Below are 18,911 nucleotides of genomic sequence, written 5' to 3'. Positions count from 1 at the left end.
ATACATTATTTATTTATTATTACGGTAATATTGGGTTAACATCTACTTGATAGTTTTAATTTTTTAAAAAAAATATTAAATTGAAGGCTGAAAATAACCAAACCCAAGTTTAACCAACAATGAAAAATAAAAATGATAACTTAAAGCGGGTTATTGTAGATTTTAAAAAATTAACCCCAGAAATTCTCTCTTTATTGGTTGAAAAGTATCCTGATGGATACGATGATGACCATATTATTTCTTTTAGAAACCAGCATAATGAAATTATAGAAGCTGTTGAAGTAACAACTCAGGATACTAAGTATTTGGTGAAAGTGAGTTCTAAACTCTCGGTTACTATGCAAAATTATGACGAAGACGATTACGAAGATTTTGATAATGACAATCCTGATGCAGTGCAGCCTCCAAAAATGGAGGATTAGCCATGGATAATACTAATGATTAATACTTTTTACTTTATATATTATGAGAACAGCTGTTTTTAAGTCTTATGAAAATGGTTACTTTACCTTTTGGTTTGAGAACGGTGAAGAATTGGCTTTCGAGGAAGTACATCCTCGCGTTTTAAAACAATTTGATTTAAAGAATGACAAAGACTTAATTGATAAAGACTTTAGGATAACCTTTGTTGAAGATTTAGATGGAGAGGACGAAATTTATCGTGTGCAGAGTTTAAAATTGCTTTAGCTCAATTTAGGTTTTTTCAAGAAAACTTCCCAGATGAATACACCATATACTATGATGTATTCTATTGCTATTATCCATAGGTTCTCAGATTTATCTGCTTTGTTAATATTCACATAAGCGAGATAGCTTAAAATAATTACAAAGCTCCAAACCAAAGGGAATTTATACTTGGTAAATACCGAAAGTATTAATAGTGTAGTAACATACCATGGATGAACTGTTGTTGTTGTAAAGTAATAGAATGAAAGCACAAATAACATGGCTGTTACAAGTTCTACAGTGGTTTTGTTTTTTCTGAAAAAGGTAATAATTAGTGTGACTAGTACAACTATTATTGGAATGATTTTTCCGATGGTGGCAATTTCGTTATAACCTCTAAAAAGGTACCCTATTTCTCTGGCAATGTAATATATACTGGCATTAAACTCAAAATTTTGAAACCAAAGAGCTACGGTTTGCGAGTAATTGTGGATGAATTCTGAGGAGTAAAATGGAAGAAAAAGTAATATGGTTGTTATGATAACTATTAAATAAAATCCAGCGAGTTTTGTTAGATTTTGTATAGTTGAAACCTGTTTTTTGTTTTTATCATGCTTTAAAAACCATTGAAAAAACAAAGGCAAAAATATTAATGGCATTAGTTTTACTGAAATGGATAGAGCTAATACAACAGCTGCCCATTGCCATACTCCTTTATGTAATAAATATAAACTCCAAACTAAAAAGAAAATCATAACACCTTCAAAATGTAAATTTCCTGTAAGTTCTATAATGATAAATGGGTTTAGGATGTACCAGAATATATTATAAGCTGGAAGTTTTAATTTTTCTAAAAGCTTTTTTCCGAAATGGAGTGTTCCAAAATCAGCTGTAATAATGAGTAATCGCAAAACAACTACAGAACCAAAAATGCTTTTGTTAGAAAATAGTCCAGCAATGATAAAACAAAGTTGATTTATAGGCGGATAGTTGGTGTAATGGCTTGCATTTAAATCGCCCATACCTGCGCGTAATTCTAGAGCTTCGGCTACTGGGAATTGATCTTGACTTATAAAATGCTCTACTGTAAATAAATAGGGATTTATGCCTTCTAAAATAATGCGTCCGTCCCAAATAAAACGATAAAAATCTTGAGAAAGATTTGGGATAGCCAAGATAAAAATGGCTCGAAAACCAAAAGCTAAATAGGTTAAAAAAGGGATATTACTTTTAAAACGATGCACTAATTTGTAGAATAAAAAAAACAAGGCGCAGTATAGCGTTATGAGTTTTATATAATCTGTCCGAACTAAATTGTAAGCAAATGCCCAATAGAATAATACGCTAGATAATACCATGAGTAATGGCAATCTATTAAGTTTTAAAAACGTTGGGTTTAAAAGCATGAACCAAATATAATACTATTTGTTTGTTGCTTTTTATAAAAGAAGCTTACTTGATTTTGTCAGAAAAAAACGATAACTTCGTTTAACGTCGGATATAAGTCATTAAAACGACGCATATCCGTAAACACATTGTGTGTAATGCGAAAAAAATGCAAAATGAATGTATTTAAAAAAATTAAAACTATTAAACTTTAGAAGCTATCAAACAATAGAAATTGAATTTGATGAAAATTTAAATGTTATTATTGGTAGAAATGACATTGGAAAATCAACAATATTAGAAGCTTTAGATATATTTTTTGGACAAGGAAGAACAAAAATTGATATAAATGATAAAAATGTATTTAATGGATCTAAAATGGAAATTGCTTGTTCTTTTAAAATAGATAAGAATAAGGAATATTTAATAGACACTGATGTTAAAACAAAACTTTCAGATGAATATTTATTAAATTCAGACGGAGATTTAGAAATAAAAAAAGTATGGGATTGTAGTAAAAACAAACTAACAGCTACAAGTTTAAAAACATTCATAATTTGTAATTACCCAATACAATACTCTAAAAAACCTTTACCAACTTTGAAAATTGAGGACTTAAGAAAAGTTCTTGAAAATGACGAAATAGCATTTGCTCTTTCTGAAAAACAGAATAATAATCAACTAGAAAATTTAGATGAAGGATTGTCAATTGGACCTTATGACCCAGACACTGATAAAGTAGTACCTGTTTCAATTGATAAACGAAAAAGAGCCGATATAAGAAAAGCTATTTATTCTGTCATTGATAATTTAGAACTCAAAACAATTGAACTTCCAATAGACAAAGAAGATAGTAAAAACATCTGGAATAGTATTAGCACTGATTTGCCTCTCTTTTTTCTATTTCAGTCTGATAGAGCAAACAAAGACACTGATAAAGATGTGCAAGACCCTTTAAAAGTCATTACAAAAACTGCTATTGATAATGTTATAGACAAACTGGAAGAAATCAAAAAGTTGATAAAGGATAATGCAGAATTAATTGGAAAAGAAACCATAAAAAAATTAGGGGAAATGAACCCTGAACTTGCTAAGGTTTTAAAACCTGAAGTAACAAATAAAGCTTGGGATAGCCTATTTGCTTTTTCATTTATTGGAGACGATAATATACCAATGAACAAAAGAGGTAGTGGAGTAAGAAGACTTATTTTACTAAATTACTTTAGAGCCGAAGCAGAAAGACAAAATACGTCAAATAAAAACGTAATTTTTGCAATTGAAGAACCTGAAACATCACAACATCCTAATCATCAGAAATTACTCATAGATGCATTGAATGAAATCGCTTTAAAAGAAAAAAGTCAAGTAATTCTAACAACACACTCACCTGAAATTGCAAAACAAACAAAAGACGAGAATTTAATTTTAATTGACAGAATTAATGGTGTTAATAAAGTAATTCAAGATGAAAACAAACTAAAAGCGATAGCTGAGACTTTAGGTATTACTTCATACTTAGGTAAATTAGTAATCTGCGTTGAAGGAGAAAACGATATAAACTTTTTACTTAATTTAAATCAAAGTATTTCAGATTTTAAAAACATAATTGATTTAAAAAAAGAAAAAATTAAAATTATTCCAATGGGTGGCTCATCTCTAAAAAACTGGGTTGACAGGAATTATTTGGAAGGTTCAAATATCATTGAATTTCATCTATATGATAAAGACTCTAACGAACAATACAAATCTTCGATTGAAAAAGTCAATAAAAGGAAAGACAACTCTAAAGGAATCTTAACTCTGAGGAGAGAAATGGAAAATTACATTCATCCAAGTCTTTATGAAAGTGAATTTGAAATTGATTGTTCATCAATAAGAGACTGGAATAATTCTGATATTCCAAATATTGTAAAAGATAAAACAAAGAAATTTGATGATGAGAAGATAGTTAAACAAATAACTAATGGTAAATTGACTAAACTTATTACAAAAGAACAATTAATTGAAATGAAATCTTACGAAGAAATAAGTGGTTGGTTTAGAGAAATAAAAAAATTAAATGAAAATTAAAGCACTACACACAACAATGGCTATAAGTAATTGCTTGTTCTCGCCTACTTCTGAAACTCCTCTCGGATTTTCAGTCTGGTCTGTACTTGCAAAGTTGAGTGCTAACCCATGCAACTACTCATAGCCGAGACCGTTAAACGAACTTCTCAAAAAAAGCCTTTTATTTTCCGATTTAAAACCTAGTTAGTAAATATACCCGCGTTAGGGATAGCAGTGGAAATCCTTTTTAAAACCTTAGAAAAAACAATTTGCTTAGGAAACTATAATTTAACAGGTTGTTACGGTTGTTCCTCCCTCACAATGACGTTTTTAAAAAGATTGTAACGAATAGCCCGACCCTTGTGGTAACGCCCAAAAAATAAATACGGAATGTATTTAACTAGAAAAACCTTGTTACACCTTTGAGGCTAAAGACTTAAAAAACACATAGCCAAAGCCTGCAAATAGCATAAGATGGAACGGGAAGAGTCCGAAATCACCTCCTTGGTTTCCTACAATAAAGGCGCTGTACATACCAAAACCGAAGTAGAGCATGAGTAGCCCCTCGAAAATAACATGTGCAGATATTGTAGGCTTGATGTATTTGTTATTCTTCCAGTTGTCTTTATACTTGCTAAGATTAAATTTTGGTGTGCGCACGAATTCTGATTTTTTACCCCAATGCCCTTCTAAAACTGCAATAGAATTATGTAGCGAAAAACCCATGGCAATAGAGAAAAAGACAAAAAACATCCCTATATATTTTATGAAGTTTTTAAACCCGCCTCCATAAATGTTTTTGTACATAAACCAGTAGCATATAAAAAATATAATAGTACTCATGACGAAGAAGCTCATGATGTAAAAATAGGGTCGTAAATGGGCGTATTCATTTTTAATGTATAGCATGGGGATGCTTAAAATGCCAACGATTAAAACGTTTAAAAACATGGTGCTGTTTAATAAGTGTAACAAGCCGTGTATTTTGGTTTTAGCAGATATATTACCACTGGTTACAACGCGTTTTAACATTTTGCGAAAGTTTTCTGCACCACCTTTATTCCATCTAAATTGTTGAGAGCGTGCAGCGCTTATAACTATTGGGAGTTCTGCAGGTGTTTCTACGTTTTCTAGGTATTTAAATTTCCAGTTTTTTAGTTGTGCTCTGTAGCTGAGGTCTAAATCTTCTGTTAAGGTGTCTCCTTCCCAATTTCCTGCATCAATAATACATGTTTTACGCCATAGGCCTGCTGTACCATTAAAGTTTATAAAATGTCCTTTACTGTTTCTGCCTACTTGCTCTAAGGTAAAATGTGCATCTAAAGCAAAGGCTTGAATTTTTGTGAGTATAGAATAATTACGATTGATATGCCCCCAGCGGGTTTGTACAACCCCTATAGCTTCGTCTTTAAAATAAGGTACCGTGTGTTTTAGCCAATCGGGTTTTGGAAGGAAATCTGAATCGAAAATGGCAATAATGTCGCCTTTTGCAATTTCTAATCCTTCTTTTAACGCACCTGCTTTAAAGCCTTGGCGGTCTGTTCTGGTAATGTGTTTTATGTCTAAGCCAGTAGTTTGAATTTTTTCTATTTGTTTTCGTGTGCTTTCTACAGTTTCATCTGTTGAATCATCTAGAACCTGAATTTCTAATTTATCCTTAGGGTAGTCAATCTTGGCTATGTTATTTAGCAAACGTTCCATAACATACATCTCGTTAAAGACGGGTAGCTGAATAGTAACATAAGGGATTTCTGTGGGATTGGATAAATCGAATTTTGGGCAATTATCCTTTTGTTTTTTGGAAGATAAATAATTAAATAACAGATTAAGTTGCGCTAATGCATACATAAATATGAGCAAAAGCGAAACGCTGTAAATGATTATGGTTATTGTTTCTAAAATCATTTTTTAAAACTGTATTTAAAAATCCATCCTAAGATTTTAACGCCAGCAAATATAGCACCTTTTACCGTACCTGAAACTTTTGAAACACCAATTCTATTTCTGTAGTTTACGGGTATCTCTGTATATGTAAGTTTTTGCTTAAGTGCCTTGAGTTGCATTTCTACAGTCCAGCCATAAGTTTTGTCTTCCATATTAAGCGCTAACAGTTTTTGGTATTTAATGGCTCTAAAAGGACCTAAATCTGTGAACTTTGCTCCAAAAAAAAGCGACATTAAAGTTGTTGCAAGCCAATTTCCAAAGATTTGCGGTATTGTCATGGAACCTTGTTCTCTGAGTTTTTTTGTGCGGGCTCCAATCACAAAATCGATATTGCTATTTATTATTGGACTTACAATTTTGGTTAACTCTTCAGGGTAATCACTATAATCTCCATCTAGAAAAACGATAATCTCGGGTTTTTTATTTTGATTAGCTATGTATTCGACACCTTTTAAACACGCATAGCCGTATCCTTTTTTTGTTTCTACCAGAACGGTAGCGCCAGCTTTTTTAGCATTAGATTCTGTTGCATCTGTTGAATTGTTGCTAACCACAATAATCTCATCAACTATCTTGGGAATATCATTAATGACATGCGCTATAGAGTCTGCTTCGTTAAAGGCTGGAATGATGACTTTTATTTTGGTCATTTGAGATCGCTAAGTTTGTTTTCTTTTTTAAAACCTGCAAATGTAGTCCATTCTTTTAACTTTTTTCCAGCTTGATACTTTGAAGCCGCTATTAACTTTTCATTTCTATACATGAGGCAATAGCCATTTTTTTGATTATTCTCGAGTTGGCATTTATGGTTTATTTTTTCGTTTGCATCATAAAATAACCACCAATCATCTTTCTTACCGTTTTTATAATGGCCTTCTTTCTCCAAACGTCCAGAGATGTTATAAAATTTCCAGTATTTAGTTTCTTTGTTTTCACTAAAATGCCCTTCTTTTTTGATATTACCGTTTTTATAATAGAAGGTCCAGAACTTGATTTTTTTATTGTTTTCTAACCAACCTTCTGATGTTATCTTATTGTTTTCGTCATAATTTCTCTTATAAATTTTTTGAGAAAAACAGTTGATTGAAATTAATAAAGAAAGGCTAAATATTAAATTGAAATATTTCAAATCGATTACTTTTTGTTTACCAAATCCATTAAATCAACATCATTTCCTAATAGTACTTCGGTTGGGTTTATACGTCCTTCCATGCTATCATTTTCTAATTTCAAAACACCTCTTGGGCAAACTGCAGAACAAATACCACAGCCAACACAACTTGAGCGTACTATATTTTCTCCTTTTTGTGCATAGGCACGAACATCAATTCCCATTTCACAACTATTTGAGCAGTTTCCGCAAGAAATACATTGTCCGCCATTAGTTGTAATTCTAAATTTAGAGAATAAACGTTGTTGAAATCCTAGAATAGCAGCCATAGGGCAACCAAATCTGCACCAAGAACGACTTCCTAAGATAGGATAAAAGCCTGTGCCAATAACACCTGAAAATATAGAACCTATGTATAAACCATATGCAGATCTTAGCGCACCCGATTTAATATAAAATATTTGATTTGTTGTTCCTGTAAAATGCATGATAAGTAATAATGCAATGACAACAAAGAAACCAATAGCACCATATTTAGCATCTTTACCTAATTCTTGTCTTTTAAAATACATAACACCTGCAAAAACTAATGTTAGGAACCCGATAACTAAAGAAATAAAAACACCTCGTGTTAACCAGAAATCATTTTTATCATAACCTAAATAGGTGTAAATCATAGCTACTGTCATCACTACAGAAAATACTAAAACAGTATGTATTAACCAGCGTTCTAGTTTCCAAGCAGACATTTTTTTAGAAGATAATTGTCTAAAAGAATCTCCAGCAGTTTCGGCTAAACCGCCACAACCACAAACCCATGAGCAATACCAACGTTTTCCGTATTTATAAGTTAAAATGGGTGTGATTACAAAAATGGAAATGATACCAAACAATATTAAAGCTAAACCAATATTTCCGTTTGAAAGAAAGCCGTTTACAGACCATTCATCAAAAATATAATAGTTAAGTGGCCATACACTTTTTAAATCGTAATATGGCAAATCGTTGTTCATAACATACATGAACTCTGGAATTAAAAAAGCAAAACCTAATTGAAAAAACATTACAGAACCTGTACGTAATTGTTGGTAACGATTGTGCCTGTATTTTAAAATAAATTTATATCCAAAGGCTAAAATAGCAACCGTGTAAAGTGTACCGTAAACAAACCACTGGCTTGCAGGTCTGCCACTTAATAATTTGCTTAAAGGATCGAACAAGCTAATTAATCCCGTGTTTTCTGCACCGTCTGTTCCTAATCCTAAATATTTAGGAAAGAAATATAATATGATGTAAAATGCAGTGAGTATAACACCAACAATCCAACCCCAAGTACCTCGAGAGGAAATGGATTTAAACCAAACTCCATCATTTTTTATACCCTCTAGCTTAGATAAATACGCCTCTCTCGAATAGATTATAATGCCGCCAGATATTAACCCTAAGGCAAGTGTTAAGAATAATCCTTTGTTTGGAAAGTCTGTATTAAAAAGAGCTAGTGTTAAAATTAATAACCCAATAATGCCTATTGCAAGAGCTATTTTTTGTTTGTTTGTAATGTCTAAAGCGTCTGGTTTAGCTAAAGACATGCTGTGGTTTATTTTATTACTCATGGTTATGCTGTTTGTAATTGTTTGTTATAAGCTAAAAGAATATCGGCTTCGTAATGGCTGTAAAATTCAGGATCAAAATTGGCTTCAGAAAGATGATTTATTACATAATCAACATCTCGTTTCTCTGTAAGCCATGTGTCAAAAGTTTCATGACGCATTCTAATTCCAAAAGTATTAATACCTAAAAAGGCATTCGTGGTGGTATCATAACAAATGGTTATGCATTTCGTATCGTCTTCATGTTTCCAATGAAAATGTGCTTCGTTTTCTCTTGGATTTGCAAATACCCATCCATAGGTTTGATATTCAATATCCATAAACTTAGCAGAGTTAAACCAATGCCCAGGATTATATTGTATTTTATTTCCACAGATAGTTTGTGCTAAAGTTTCTCCCATCATTCGTCCTGTGTACCAAACGGCTTCAATAGGTCTGCGACCATTTATACCTTCGTGTTGTTCTGCACAATCTCCAATAGCATAAACATCAGGGATATTAGTTTCTAAATAACGATTCACTTTTACACCTCTACCAGTTTCAATATTAGAATCTTTTATAAAATCAATATTAGGAGATACACCAGCGGTTAAACCAACCACATTACATTCAATTTCCTCTCCGGTTTCTTGAATAATGATGGATTTTACTTTTCCGTTTTCATCGGATTTTATTTCCTTCAGATTCATGCCCAAACGTAAATCGATATGATGATTTTTTATATGACGATTAATCATTTCGCTTTCACCAGAAGGTAAAACACCATTCCAGAAACTATCTTCTCTTACTAAAAATGTAACAGGAATACTTCTTGAATTTAGCATTTCAGCTAATTCAATACCAATTAACCCTCCGCCAACTATTACAGCGCGTTTACAAACCTCCTTATTAGGCGCATGTTTTTCAAGATTTTCTAAATCCTGTTTATGATACATGCCCATAACACCTTCTAAATCCTGACCTGGCCATCCAAATTTATTGGGTTTGCTACCAGTTGCGATAATAAGTTTATCATATTTTAAGGAGTCGCCTTCAGCAAAATGAAGTGTTTTAGCGTCAGTATCAATATTACTAACATATCCTTTTTTAAGATCGATTCGGTTTTTTTTCCAGAACCAATTCTCATAAGGTTGTGTGTGTTCAAATTTCATGTGTCCCATATATATGTACATGAGTGCTGTCCTTGAGAAGAAATATTCAGTTTCAGCAGATACAATGGTAATTTTTTTGTCAGACAATTTTCTAATATGTCTTGCTGCTGTTACACCAGAAATTCCGTTTCCAATAATGACGATGTGTTCTTTCATAATTTGATTGTTATAAAGGTTTAGGTCGTAGCTAAAGATAAGAACTTAAAGATAACTGGTAATTTAGAATGGGTTTAAATAGATTTTTTTTGTAAGGATTGGAAAAGCAATAAGACCCGAAAAAAAGTTTGTTTAATGTGTAATTACCTGAATTTTAGTTCGACCTAAAGGCAGTTACTTTGCAGAGCTTAAAAATTTTAAAAACAGTCTTAAACAAAAATAAGGCAAAACAATAACATAAAAATGAAAAAACAATTTATAGTAATACTAATATCACTAATATCTTTTGAAGGGATTTCTCAAGATTTAAATACTTTTTTTAGTAAAGCAGATGCTTTTTTTAAAGCTAATGTCTCAAACGGAAGAGTGGCATATTCTAAAATACATGCAGCTCCGTCACAATTAAACGATCTTTTAGGTTTAGCTGAAGGGATTTCGGTTTCAAAAAGTGATGCCAACAATTATCAAGCCTTTTGGATTAACGCTTATAATTTATCTGTAATCAAAGGGATTATTGATAACTACCCAACAAATTCGCCACTTGATAATGCAGGTTTTTTTGATAAAACTAAGCATAGTTTAGGAGGAAAAAACATCACTTTAAATGATATTGAGCACAAACTTTTAAGAGGTCAGTTTAACGATGCGCGCTTTCACTTTGTATTAGTATGTGGTGCTGTTGGTTGTCCGCCATTAATTAATAAGGCATATTTGCCTAATACATTAAATGCGCAATTAGAAGCACAAACTAAAAAAGCAATTAATGGAGATTTTATTCGAGTAAATACAAAAAAGAAACGTGTAGAGGTATCACAAATTATGGAATGGTATAAAGGAGATTTCAAAATGAATGGAATGACTGAAATCGATTTTATAAATAAATACAGAACAGAAAAATTAGAAGGTAAATACAAATTAAGTTACTTTCCTTACAATTGGAAAGTAAATAAACAATAACAGAAATAACCAAAAAAGAATAAATAACAAACAACAAACCAAAATAGAAATAATGAAAAAAATAATCGCAATATTAGTACTAACAGTAATATCATATACAGGATATTCACAAGAAGATCAAGAAAACGAAGGAAGTGTTATTCAAACATATACACCTTCAAAATTATTGAAAAAAGGACAGTGGGATATTAAATGGTTTAATAATTTATATACCCAAACAAAAGTTGCAAATAGTAATGGAGACATAACTAAAAATTTAGATAGAGAAACATTTTTTACATCTAGTATAGATATATTCACTGGAGTTTCAGAAAACAGTAAAATCAATGTTGGTTTATTAGCTGAATTAAGATCTAATGTTATAGGAGATAGAAGTGCCTTAGATATATTTTCATTTGATGGAGAAAGAGGGACAGCCCGTTCTGGGTTAACTTCAATTGCACCAGTAATTAAATTTAACCCATTAAAAGACGTTAGTAATTTTACAATTCAGTCGGCATTTCATATTCCGCTCATTAGTGAGGAATCTGATGCTCAAGGCGTGTTTCTAGACCAAACGGCGTATACGTTCCAAAATCGTTTTTTCTATGACTATACTCTGCCAAGTGGTAATTGGCAATTATTTACTGAGTTAAATACAGAATATAATTTTGGTGATGATGAAAGTTTTGCTAATGGTACTTTTGTGCTTGCTCCTGGTGTATTTATGAGTTATTTTCCAAGTGATAAATCTACAATCCTAGGATTTGTTCAGCATTTTCAAAGACTTGGAGATTTTGAACAAGATTTTACAGCAGTAGGTTTTGGAGGGAAATACCAATTAACAAAAACTTTAAATTTAGAAGCGCTTTATAGTAGCTTTGTTAGAGGTTCTAATACTGGTATCGGAGAATCTTTTAACATTGGCTTAAGAGCATTATTTTAATGATAAATAGTAAATTAGGGGCTTAAACTTCTTTCTATGAGATTATTTAAGCTCCTAATTTTTTCTTTTATAGTATTTACTCAGTCTTGTGAAACTCAAACCAAAAAGATAAATGGTGTGAGTTTTGTTGCTTCTCCTGAGCCGGTAAATGAAACACATATTTCTCCCGTTATAAAAGTGAATGCTAATTTTGCTGCTATTATGCCATTTGGATTTATAAGAAACTTAAATAACCCTCAGCTGGTTTACAATACGGATAAACAATGGTTTGGAGAAACTAGAGCAGGGGCAAAGCAATATATAGGAGAGCTTAGAAAAAAGGGTGTAAAAGTCATGATAAAGCCTCAAATATGGGTTTGGCATGGTGAGTTTACAGGATTTATTGAAATGAAAAATGAATCAGACTGGAAGGTTTTAGAGGAATCATATTCAAGTTTTATTTTAGAATATGCAGAACTCGCAAATGAGGTGAATGCAGAAATATTCTGTATTGGCACAGAATTAGAAAAATTTATAGAAAATAGACCTGAATATTGGAATAGTTTAATTGAAACAATAAAGGCTAAATATAAAGGAAAACTAACTTATGCAGCCAATTGGGATGAATTTAAGCGTACGCCATTTTGGAGTAAATTAGATTTTATTGGAATAGATGCTTACTTCCCAGTTAGTAATAGTAAAACGCCTACTGTTGAAGAGTGTTTGATAGGTTGGAAAAAGCATAAACAAATTATATACAATATGTCTCAAAAACACGATAAATCTGTTCTATTTACAGAATACGGTTATCGAAGTGTTGATTATGCAGGCAAAGCACCTTGGGTAAGTGATAGAAGTTTAAATCAAGTAAACCTTGAAGCACAAACAAATACAACGCAGGCCTTATTTGAAACCTTTTGGAGCGAAGATTGGTTTGCAGGAGGTTTTATATGGAAGTGGTTTCATAAACATGATAAAGTAGGAGGAAAGGATAATTTTATGTTTACACCCCAAAACAAACCAGTGGAAGACTTATTGCGTATGCAGTATAAATCTAGAAATGAATAAAATAAAATATATCATATTATGTTTTGCCATATTATTGTCTTGTTCCAAAGGCGATGAAGAGATTTCCCAGTCTTTGGAGACTTATACACAAAATAAAGCTTTTGAAATGGGTGCGGTTATTGCCTGTGCTGCAAGCGATAATGATACTGGTGACATCCTTACGTTTTATTATCCTGAGTTGGGAGCCACAGATATCAGGTTTTATGAGACTACTAATACAGAAGTAGATGAGGCTGATTTTAAAAATTATATAAGAAATTTTCCAGTTCCTGAGCCAGTTTTTGGTGGGCATTTAGGGAAGTTTACTCAAAAAGCATCAAATGAAAAATGGATTATTATAACCTTTGAATTAGATGGTGATATTAAAATCTCAAATCCAATTCTAACAAAACAAGTCTCTAAACCAACCGTTTGGAATGATTTAACTACTATAAATCAATCACAGTCTGGAATGCCAAATTTTACTTGGGAAGATAATCTAGTAGGTGAGAATGCTATATATTTTCAAGTGATTTCTGATAAAAATAATAACTTATTATCTGGAACATATACTTATGAAAACATGTTTCAATATTATAACACGAGTAATGTTGTATTGAATGTAACAGTAAATACGCCTTCAGATTTAGTATTGTTTGAAAAATATAATTTCACGTTAATGGATGTAAGTCTGGATAATTGGGTAAATTTGGTCATTCAAAAATCATTTATTGCAGAATGAAGTCAATAGTACTTTTTTTATCATTATTTGTGTTTTTTATTTCAGCTGTAAATAGCCAAAATAAAATAGTTCACGATTTAAAGATACAAGGGAATAAAAAGCTTAAGCCCGCATTTGTAAAAAGTATATCTTCTATTAAATCGGGAAGCATTTTAGATTCTACTGTTATAGAGCAAGATATTTTACGTTTAAAGAGATTACCATCAGTTTCACACGCGTATTATCAAGTATTTCAGTCTGATGATAACCAATATAACGTCTTTTATAATATAGAAGAAAATATAACACTTATTCCGTTTGCGAATGTTTTTACAACCAACGATGATGAATTTGCATATCGACTAGGTTTAAATGAATTTAATTTATTTGGAAGGAATATAAGTTTAGGAGGATTTTATCAACATGATATTTATAGCAGTTATGCTATTAATTTTAGAGCACCTTATCTGTTTTCAAATAAATTAGGTTTAGCTGTTAATTTTCAGGACTTAACAACATTAGAGCCCGTATTTATTGAAGGTGAGTCTGAAGATTCGAATTATAAATACAATAATAAATCTTTTGAAGTTCTCGGGTTATATGAGTTCAATTTTAAAAATAGATTAGAATTAGGGATTAACTATTTTGTTGAAGATTATCAATATAAGTCTGGAGCTACAAATCCTAACGTTCCACAAGAATTAAACGTACATAAATGGCTGCTAAAAGGGATATTTGAGTACAATAAGTTAGACTACTATTATCAATTTGTTTCAGGATTTAGGAGTCAGTTTAATTTTCAATATGTAACGTCAACTAATGATATTTTACCCGATTTTTTCATAGGATGGAATGACTTTTTTCTATTCAAACGAATAGGTAAAAAAGGAAATTGGGCTAATAGATTGCGTTTAGGTTTGTCAACTAATGATAACACGCCTTTTGCTCCTTTTTCAGTAGATAATAATTTAAATATAAGAGGTGTAGGTAACATCATAGACAGAGGTACGGGAGTTGTTGTTTTAAATACTGAGTATAGATATACGCTTTATGAAAAAAACTGGTTTGTTTTACAAGGTAATGCATTCGTTGATGCTGGTTCTTGGCGAAACCCAGGGGGTGATTTTGGCGATTTTGGTGACTCTCAAAATATCAGAGTATATCCAGGTATAGGGTTGCGTTTTATTCATAAAAAAATCTTCAATGCTATTTTTAGAATAGATTATGGTCATGGAGTCACAGATAATTCTACACAAGGTTTTGTGTTTGGTATAGGCCAATATTTTTAATTTGCCTCCAATTTTAGTGTGCCTTCTAATTTAAATTCATCAGCAATAGCATTTTCTTTTAGTTTTTTGAAAAAGTTTGGCGAATTAAATTTTATCCCATATTTAGTTCGATCAAGTAATACATTAAAAGAAATAGAATTGTAATTATCTTGAAGATTGATTGTGATGCTTTCTTGATGCGTTACATTTTTAATGGTCATGTTTCCTGTTAAAACTGCTATATTATCTTTTATTACTGACGGTTTAGTTAATTCGAAATAAGCTTCTTCAAATTTTTTGACCTCAAAAAAATCTTTGCTTTTTAAGTGTTTTACTAAGTCTTTATATTCATGACTAATGTTTTTCATATCAATAACTATGGTTAAAGCAATTATGCTGTCGCTTTTAATTTCAATTTTACCTCTTTTAGGTTTAATATGTCCTGTTAATGTATAAGAACTAAAAGCGGCTTTTCCAGTCCAATTCAAAAGGCTTTTTTCAATATTTATTTTTTTGATTTGTCCAAAAGATTGAAAAGTGAGTGATGTAAATAAAAGTATCGCTAGAGATTTAGAAAGTTTCATGTTATTTAATTTAAAAGATTAGAGGTTGTGTTTATAGTTTCATATCCGCAAACATTTTCACCTTTTTTGGTTGTGCCAATAAAATACCACATTGCCCAACCTCCAAAAAGTTTATTATCAATGCGCCAGTTGTTAGCCCAAACATAAGGTTGGCCTTGGAGCATAAGTTGTTTTTTTGTTCCAAATGTTTTATCTAATTCCTTTAGTGCATATGTTTTTCTTAAATTCCATTTTTCATTGTAAAAAAGGAAAGCTCCGTATTCAGTAATAGTAATTTCAGCTTCTTTACAAAGAATGGCTGTTGCATGTTTCCAGTAATAAGCGTTTTTAATTTTTACTGGGTCATTCTCTTTCGGGAAATGTTTAACGTCAATAGCGACTCTAAGGTCTTTAAATTTTTTTGGTAACGGTGTATTGTTAGTTGGAGTTCCGTAATTTGATTGTCCGAAACCAAACTGAAATGATACGATTAGGAATAAGATTATTGTTTTCATCATTTTATATTTTTGATGAAACAAAAGTGAGATTAAAAGTAATACTAATCGTCTCAATTAGTTAAATGAGACCTTTTTAAGTGTTTGGAAATGTGTCAATTAAATAATTGATGCATTATTAAATATGTTTTAGCGCACTAGGAGGTTTTCCAGTTAATTTTTTTACTGCTCGATTGAATGATGCTTTAGAGTTGAACCCAGAGTCGTAAGCTAAAGCTAATAGCGTATATTGATTGTTATCAGGATTGTTTATTAATTTTTTCACTTCTTCTATTCTGTATTCATTAATGAAATCATTGAATTTTTTATTGAAGATTAAATTTAAACACTTGGTAGTTAAATATGGTTTTACGTTTAATGCTTCAGAAAGTGAATTTAAAGTTAAGTTTGGATTTTTGAATATTTTTTTCTCAATCATCAAATGGGATATCTTTTTAGATAATTCATCAAGTTGACTTTTCTCTTTAGAAGAGAGAACGATTTTAAGTTTTGAAGCTAATTGGTTTCGTTTGCCAAAACCTTCAATTCCCAGCCAGTAAGTTATTAAAGTCATGCCTATAAATAAAGGGTAATGATACCATCTATTGAAGGCGTAGTTAAAGAAAATTAAGTCAATGAGTACAATAAGAATAATCAAAATTGAAAAGAACCTTAAAACCTTCAATAGACGTTTAATCCAAATTGTATTTTCAGAAATTATTTCGAAAACAGGATTATTTCTTATGTTTAAAAGTTTCTCAGATCTAAAGGAATAATATATGATTAGTAATCCTGAAATAATATACATAGTAGGGTAATGCATCCAAATAATATAACCATAATAACCTAGCCATGATAAGCTTTCTCGAGTACCATCCCAATAAAAATTTTGAGATTTTATAAAATTGCTCCAAAGAAACTCAATGCCAACGGGTAGAAAATGAATCCAATCATTTTTTAAATTCAATTTGAATTTTGGAGTAATATAAGCCTTGACAAAAAAGTAGATTAACGCTCCATAAATCCAATTATACTCTAGAAGAAAATGGTACCAAAAATCATAAAAGCCAATATTAAAAAGTTTCAGTATTTCAACAATTAAGCGATAGGAAAAGAAAAATAAAATAGCAGCTAGAAATTTGTTGGCTGTTCTGTTTTGTCTATTGTTATTCCATAAAATGATGCCGTACACTAAGCCTTGGATGGCTCCAATACCTAATAAAACAGTAAGCAGAACTTCTAGTGGTTTCATTTCTATAAAGATACATAAGTCATTAAATCATGCAATAGGTTGTTTTTGTTAAACTAAATTTAATATTCAAAGCACGAATTTATACTGTAATCTATTAGTTTTGCCAAAAACTAATAGATATGCGCACTTTTGCTATTGGAGATATTCACGGCGGATTAAAAGCCTTAATACAAGTACTAAATAAAATAAAAGTTAAAGATGAAGACAAACTAATATTTGTTGGTGACTACGTAGATGGTTGGAGCGAATCTGCACAGGTAATTCAATTTTTATTAGAGCTTTCAGGAAAAATAAGCACTGTGTTTATTAAAGGTAATCATGATGTTTGGTGCGAGGAATGGTTACGAAGCGGAGAGGTTAACCCAACATGGTACATGCACGGAGGTAAAGAAACCATGGAAAGCTATCAAGGTTTTTCAAAAGAAGATAAAAACACACATTTAGAGTTTTTCGAGAATATGCCACTATATCATATAGATGATGAAAACAGATTATTTCTTCATGCAGGTTTTACATCGATGCACGGAGTAAAAAAGGAAGTTTTTGAGACTACACTGTATTTTGATAGAACACTATGGGAAATGGCTCTAACCATGGATAAACGAATTGAAAAGGATTCAGCTATTTATCCAAACAGATTAAAACACTACAAAGAAATTTACATTGGACACACACCAACTATCAATTTTAATTCTGATGTGCCTATGCAAGCTATTAATGTTTGGAATATTGATACAGGGGCAGCATTTACAGGGAAAATTTCAGGTGTAAATATTGATACTAAAGAAGTCTTTCAGAGTGATAATTTACCAGGTTTATATCCAAATGAAAAGGGGAGGAATAAGTAAATCTTAGCTTAATTGCTTTTTGTAAAAATTATATAAAGTATTATTATCTGCTCCAAACCACTTTTTTACATAAATAGACCAGTAGACATATTGTAGTTTCCAAACCCCATGTTTTCTGTACATTCTCGCAGAAGACTTTAGTTTTTTGTTAATAACCACAAATTCATTTCTGGCATATAACTCGTTTATTAAAATATTGTCTTCATAAATAATAAAGCGTTCATCATAGCCTCCTATGTCATCAAATAGCGATTTGGTAATGAATTGACTTTGATCTCCTCCACGGCAAGCACGCCATCTAAATTGGGTTAACCAACTTGCTAAACGCAACCACCAATGGTTGCTGTCAAATTGCATTCTAAAACATCCCGCTTGATTACCTTTTTTAATTTGGTTCAAAATTAATTTATCAAAATCTTTTGGTGGTAATGAATCTGCATGTAGAAAATATAGGATATGTCCAGTTGCAAGTTTAGCTCCTAAATTCATTTGTTTTGCTCGTCCTTTTTTAGATTGTAAAAGGTTTATAGTCGCTTTTTTGGTTTCAATAAAATCGGGTATAGTATTAATGGTTTCTTTTTCGGTATATAGGTAGGCTTCTTTTTTAGAATTGTTATGTATAGTAATGAAATTTTTAACAATTTGTTTTGTGTTATCTATACTTCCGCCATCAACTACAATAATATCACTTATGTTTTTAATTGAGGTATTCGCAATAAGATATTCCAAGAGTTTGCCAATGTTGGCTTGTTCGTTTAGAGTAGGGATTACGATGCTTATCATA

19 protein-coding genes are annotated in these 18,911 nt (G+C 31.3%); 9 read left to right on the top strand and 10 right to left on the bottom strand.

All coding sequences use genetic code 11. The annotated features are described in order from the left end of the window. The first annotated feature begins 119 nt into the window (after nt 1-119). Both Q0772_RS02100 and Q0772_RS02095 read left to right on the top strand, forming a co-directional pair. On the top strand, nt 120-422 hold the full coding sequence (locus Q0772_RS02100) for a hypothetical protein (RefSeq protein ID WP_298339640.1): 303 nt from the start codon (nt 120-122) through the stop codon (nt 420-422). 43 nt (nt 423-465) lie between these two features. Beyond that, nucleotides 466-687, top strand: coding sequence for a hypothetical protein (locus Q0772_RS02095; protein ID WP_298339637.1), 222 nt, complete (start codon nt 466-468; stop codon nt 685-687). On the opposite strand, the gene Q0772_RS02090 is transcribed toward Q0772_RS02095, so the two are convergent. Next, nucleotides 684-2,072, bottom strand: a complete 1,389-nt coding sequence (locus Q0772_RS02090; protein WP_298339635.1) for a mannosyltransferase — start codon at nt 2,070-2,072, stop codon at nt 684-686. The two genes, Q0772_RS02095 and Q0772_RS02090, sit on opposite strands and share 4 nt — an antisense overlap. A 160-nt stretch (nt 2,073-2,232) precedes the next feature. On the opposite strand from Q0772_RS02090, the gene Q0772_RS02085 reads away from it, so the two are divergent. After that, nucleotides 2,233-4,122: an ATP-binding protein gene (locus tag Q0772_RS02085; protein ID WP_298339633.1), complete on the top strand. Its 1,890-nt coding sequence runs from the start codon at nt 2,233-2,235 to the stop codon at nt 4,120-4,122. A 393-nt stretch (nt 4,123-4,515) separates the two neighbouring features. On the opposite strand, the gene Q0772_RS02080 is transcribed toward Q0772_RS02085, so the two are convergent. Genes Q0772_RS02080 through Q0772_RS02060 form a run of 5 tightly spaced genes read right to left on the bottom strand, consistent with a single transcriptional unit; the run spans nt 4,516 to nt 10,073 of the window. After that, on the bottom strand, nt 4,516-6,006 hold the full coding sequence (locus Q0772_RS02080; protein WP_298339630.1) for a glycosyltransferase: 1,491 nt from the start codon (nt 6,004-6,006) through the stop codon (nt 4,516-4,518). Continuing rightward, the gene (locus Q0772_RS02075) at nt 6,003-6,695 is read right to left on the bottom strand and encodes a glycosyltransferase family 2 protein (protein WP_298339628.1); all 693 of its coding nucleotides are present in this window, start codon (nt 6,693-6,695) and stop codon (nt 6,003-6,005) included. Before Q0772_RS02075 ends, Q0772_RS02080 begins: the two co-directional genes overlap by 4 nt. Further along, complete coding sequence (locus tag Q0772_RS02070; protein ID WP_298339626.1) at nt 6,692-7,174, bottom strand: hypothetical protein; 483 nt, start codon at nt 7,172-7,174, stop codon at nt 6,692-6,694. The genes Q0772_RS02075 and Q0772_RS02070 overlap by 4 nt, the downstream gene beginning before the upstream one ends. Nucleotides 7,175-7,179: 5 nt before the next feature. Beyond that, nucleotides 7,180-8,769 (bottom strand): 4Fe-4S dicluster domain-containing protein, encoded by a 1,590-nt coding sequence (locus Q0772_RS02065; RefSeq protein ID WP_298339623.1) that lies wholly within the window; start codon nt 8,767-8,769, stop codon nt 7,180-7,182. A gap of 2 nt (nt 8,770-8,771) precedes the next feature. Beyond that, nucleotides 8,772-10,073, bottom strand: coding sequence for an FAD-dependent oxidoreductase (locus Q0772_RS02060; protein ID WP_298339620.1), 1,302 nt, complete (start codon nt 10,071-10,073; stop codon nt 8,772-8,774). A gap of 243 nt (nt 10,074-10,316) precedes the next feature. Here Q0772_RS02060 and Q0772_RS02055 point away from each other — a divergent pair, with 243 nt between their 5' ends. From Q0772_RS02055 to Q0772_RS02035, 5 genes are read left to right on the top strand one after another with little or no spacing between them, the layout of a single operon-like run. Then, nucleotides 10,317-11,030: a DUF547 domain-containing protein gene (locus Q0772_RS02055; RefSeq protein ID WP_298339617.1), complete on the top strand. Its 714-nt coding sequence runs from the start codon at nt 10,317-10,319 to the stop codon at nt 11,028-11,030. 52 nt (nt 11,031-11,082) lie between these two features. Further along, on the top strand, nt 11,083-11,955 hold the full coding sequence (locus tag Q0772_RS02050; protein ID WP_298339614.1) for a hypothetical protein: 873 nt from the start codon (nt 11,083-11,085) through the stop codon (nt 11,953-11,955). Between the two features lie 36 nt (nt 11,956-11,991). Continuing rightward, entirely contained in the window at nt 11,992-13,002 is a 1,011-nt protein-coding gene (locus Q0772_RS02045) for a glycoside hydrolase (protein WP_298339611.1), read from the top strand. Continuing rightward, on the top strand, nt 12,995-13,723 hold the full coding sequence (locus tag Q0772_RS02040) for a hypothetical protein (RefSeq protein WP_298339608.1): 729 nt from the start codon (nt 12,995-12,997) through the stop codon (nt 13,721-13,723). Before Q0772_RS02045 ends, Q0772_RS02040 begins: the two co-directional genes overlap by 8 nt. Continuing rightward, on the top strand, nt 13,720-14,991 hold the full coding sequence (locus Q0772_RS02035) for a POTRA domain-containing protein (protein WP_298339606.1): 1,272 nt from the start codon (nt 13,720-13,722) through the stop codon (nt 14,989-14,991). The genes Q0772_RS02040 and Q0772_RS02035 overlap by 4 nt, the downstream gene beginning before the upstream one ends. On the opposite strand, the gene Q0772_RS02030 is transcribed toward Q0772_RS02035, so the two are convergent. From Q0772_RS02030 to Q0772_RS02020, 3 genes are all read right to left on the bottom strand, one after another. Further along, the gene (locus Q0772_RS02030; RefSeq protein ID WP_298339603.1) at nt 14,988-15,554 is read right to left on the bottom strand and encodes a YceI family protein; all 567 of its coding nucleotides are present in this window, start codon (nt 15,552-15,554) and stop codon (nt 14,988-14,990) included. The two genes, Q0772_RS02035 and Q0772_RS02030, sit on opposite strands and share 4 nt — an antisense overlap. Nucleotides 15,555-15,559: 5 nt before the next feature. Next, nucleotides 15,560-16,048, bottom strand: coding sequence for a hypothetical protein (locus tag Q0772_RS02025; protein ID WP_298339599.1), 489 nt, complete (start codon nt 16,046-16,048; stop codon nt 15,560-15,562). A gap of 118 nt (nt 16,049-16,166) precedes the next feature. Continuing rightward, complete coding sequence (locus tag Q0772_RS02020) at nt 16,167-17,279, bottom strand: helix-turn-helix domain-containing protein (protein ID WP_298339596.1); 1,113 nt, start codon at nt 17,277-17,279, stop codon at nt 16,167-16,169. Nucleotides 17,280-17,398: 119 nt separating this feature from the next. On the opposite strand from Q0772_RS02020, the gene Q0772_RS02015 reads away from it, so the two are divergent. Beyond that, complete coding sequence (locus Q0772_RS02015) at nt 17,399-18,127, top strand: metallophosphoesterase family protein (protein ID WP_298339593.1); 729 nt, start codon at nt 17,399-17,401, stop codon at nt 18,125-18,127. Between the two features lie 3 nt (nt 18,128-18,130). Here Q0772_RS02015 and Q0772_RS02010 read toward each other — a convergent pair whose 3' ends face one another. Beyond that, complete coding sequence (locus Q0772_RS02010; protein WP_298339590.1) at nt 18,131-18,910, bottom strand: TIGR04283 family arsenosugar biosynthesis glycosyltransferase; 780 nt, start codon at nt 18,908-18,910, stop codon at nt 18,131-18,133. Nucleotide 18,911: the final 1 nt, after the last annotated feature.

Source organism: uncultured Algibacter sp., from assembly GCF_947490405.1.
Taxonomy (GTDB): Bacteria; Bacteroidota; Bacteroidia; order Flavobacteriales; family Flavobacteriaceae; genus Algibacter_B.
Note: the sequence above shows the minus strand (reverse complement) of the source record. Positions and strands in the feature narration are given on the sequence as shown.

Coding starts and splice junctions, on each gene's coding strand:
- Q0772_RS02100 (WP_298339640.1), top strand. CDS start 120: ATGAAAAATAAAAATGATAACTTAAAGCGGGTTATTGTAGATTTTAAA.
- Q0772_RS02095 (WP_298339637.1), top strand. CDS start 466: ATGAGAACAGCTGTTTTTAAGTCTTATGAAAATGGTTACTTTACCTTT.
- Q0772_RS02090 (WP_298339635.1), bottom strand. CDS start 2,072: ATGCTTTTAAACCCAACGTTTTTAAAACTTAATAGATTGCCATTACTC.
- Q0772_RS02085 (WP_298339633.1), top strand. CDS start 2,233: ATGTATTTAAAAAAATTAAAACTATTAAACTTTAGAAGCTATCAAACA.
- Q0772_RS02080 (WP_298339630.1), bottom strand. CDS start 6,006: ATGATTTTAGAAACAATAACCATAATCATTTACAGCGTTTCGCTTTTG.
- Q0772_RS02075 (WP_298339628.1), bottom strand. CDS start 6,695: ATGACCAAAATAAAAGTCATCATTCCAGCCTTTAACGAAGCAGACTCT.
- Q0772_RS02065 (WP_298339623.1), bottom strand. CDS start 8,769: ATGAGTAATAAAATAAACCACAGCATGTCTTTAGCTAAACCAGACGCT.
- Q0772_RS02060 (WP_298339620.1), bottom strand. CDS start 10,073: ATGAAAGAACACATCGTCATTATTGGAAACGGAATTTCTGGTGTAACA.
- Q0772_RS02055 (WP_298339617.1), top strand. CDS start 10,317: ATGAAAAAACAATTTATAGTAATACTAATATCACTAATATCTTTTGAA.
- Q0772_RS02050 (WP_298339614.1), top strand. CDS start 11,083: ATGAAAAAAATAATCGCAATATTAGTACTAACAGTAATATCATATACA.
- Q0772_RS02045 (WP_298339611.1), top strand. CDS start 11,992: ATGAGATTATTTAAGCTCCTAATTTTTTCTTTTATAGTATTTACTCAG.
- Q0772_RS02040 (WP_298339608.1), top strand. CDS start 12,995: ATGAATAAAATAAAATATATCATATTATGTTTTGCCATATTATTGTCT.
- Q0772_RS02035 (WP_298339606.1), top strand. CDS start 13,720: ATGAAGTCAATAGTACTTTTTTTATCATTATTTGTGTTTTTTATTTCA.
- Q0772_RS02030 (WP_298339603.1), bottom strand. CDS start 15,554: ATGAAACTTTCTAAATCTCTAGCGATACTTTTATTTACATCACTCACT.
- Q0772_RS02025 (WP_298339599.1), bottom strand. CDS start 16,048: ATGAAAACAATAATCTTATTCCTAATCGTATCATTTCAGTTTGGTTTC.
- Q0772_RS02020 (WP_298339596.1), bottom strand. CDS start 17,279: ATGAAACCACTAGAAGTTCTGCTTACTGTTTTATTAGGTATTGGAGCC.
- Q0772_RS02015 (WP_298339593.1), top strand. CDS start 17,399: ATGCGCACTTTTGCTATTGGAGATATTCACGGCGGATTAAAAGCCTTA.
- Q0772_RS02010 (WP_298339590.1), bottom strand. CDS start 18,910: ATGATAAGCATCGTAATCCCTACTCTAAACGAACAAGCCAACATTGGC.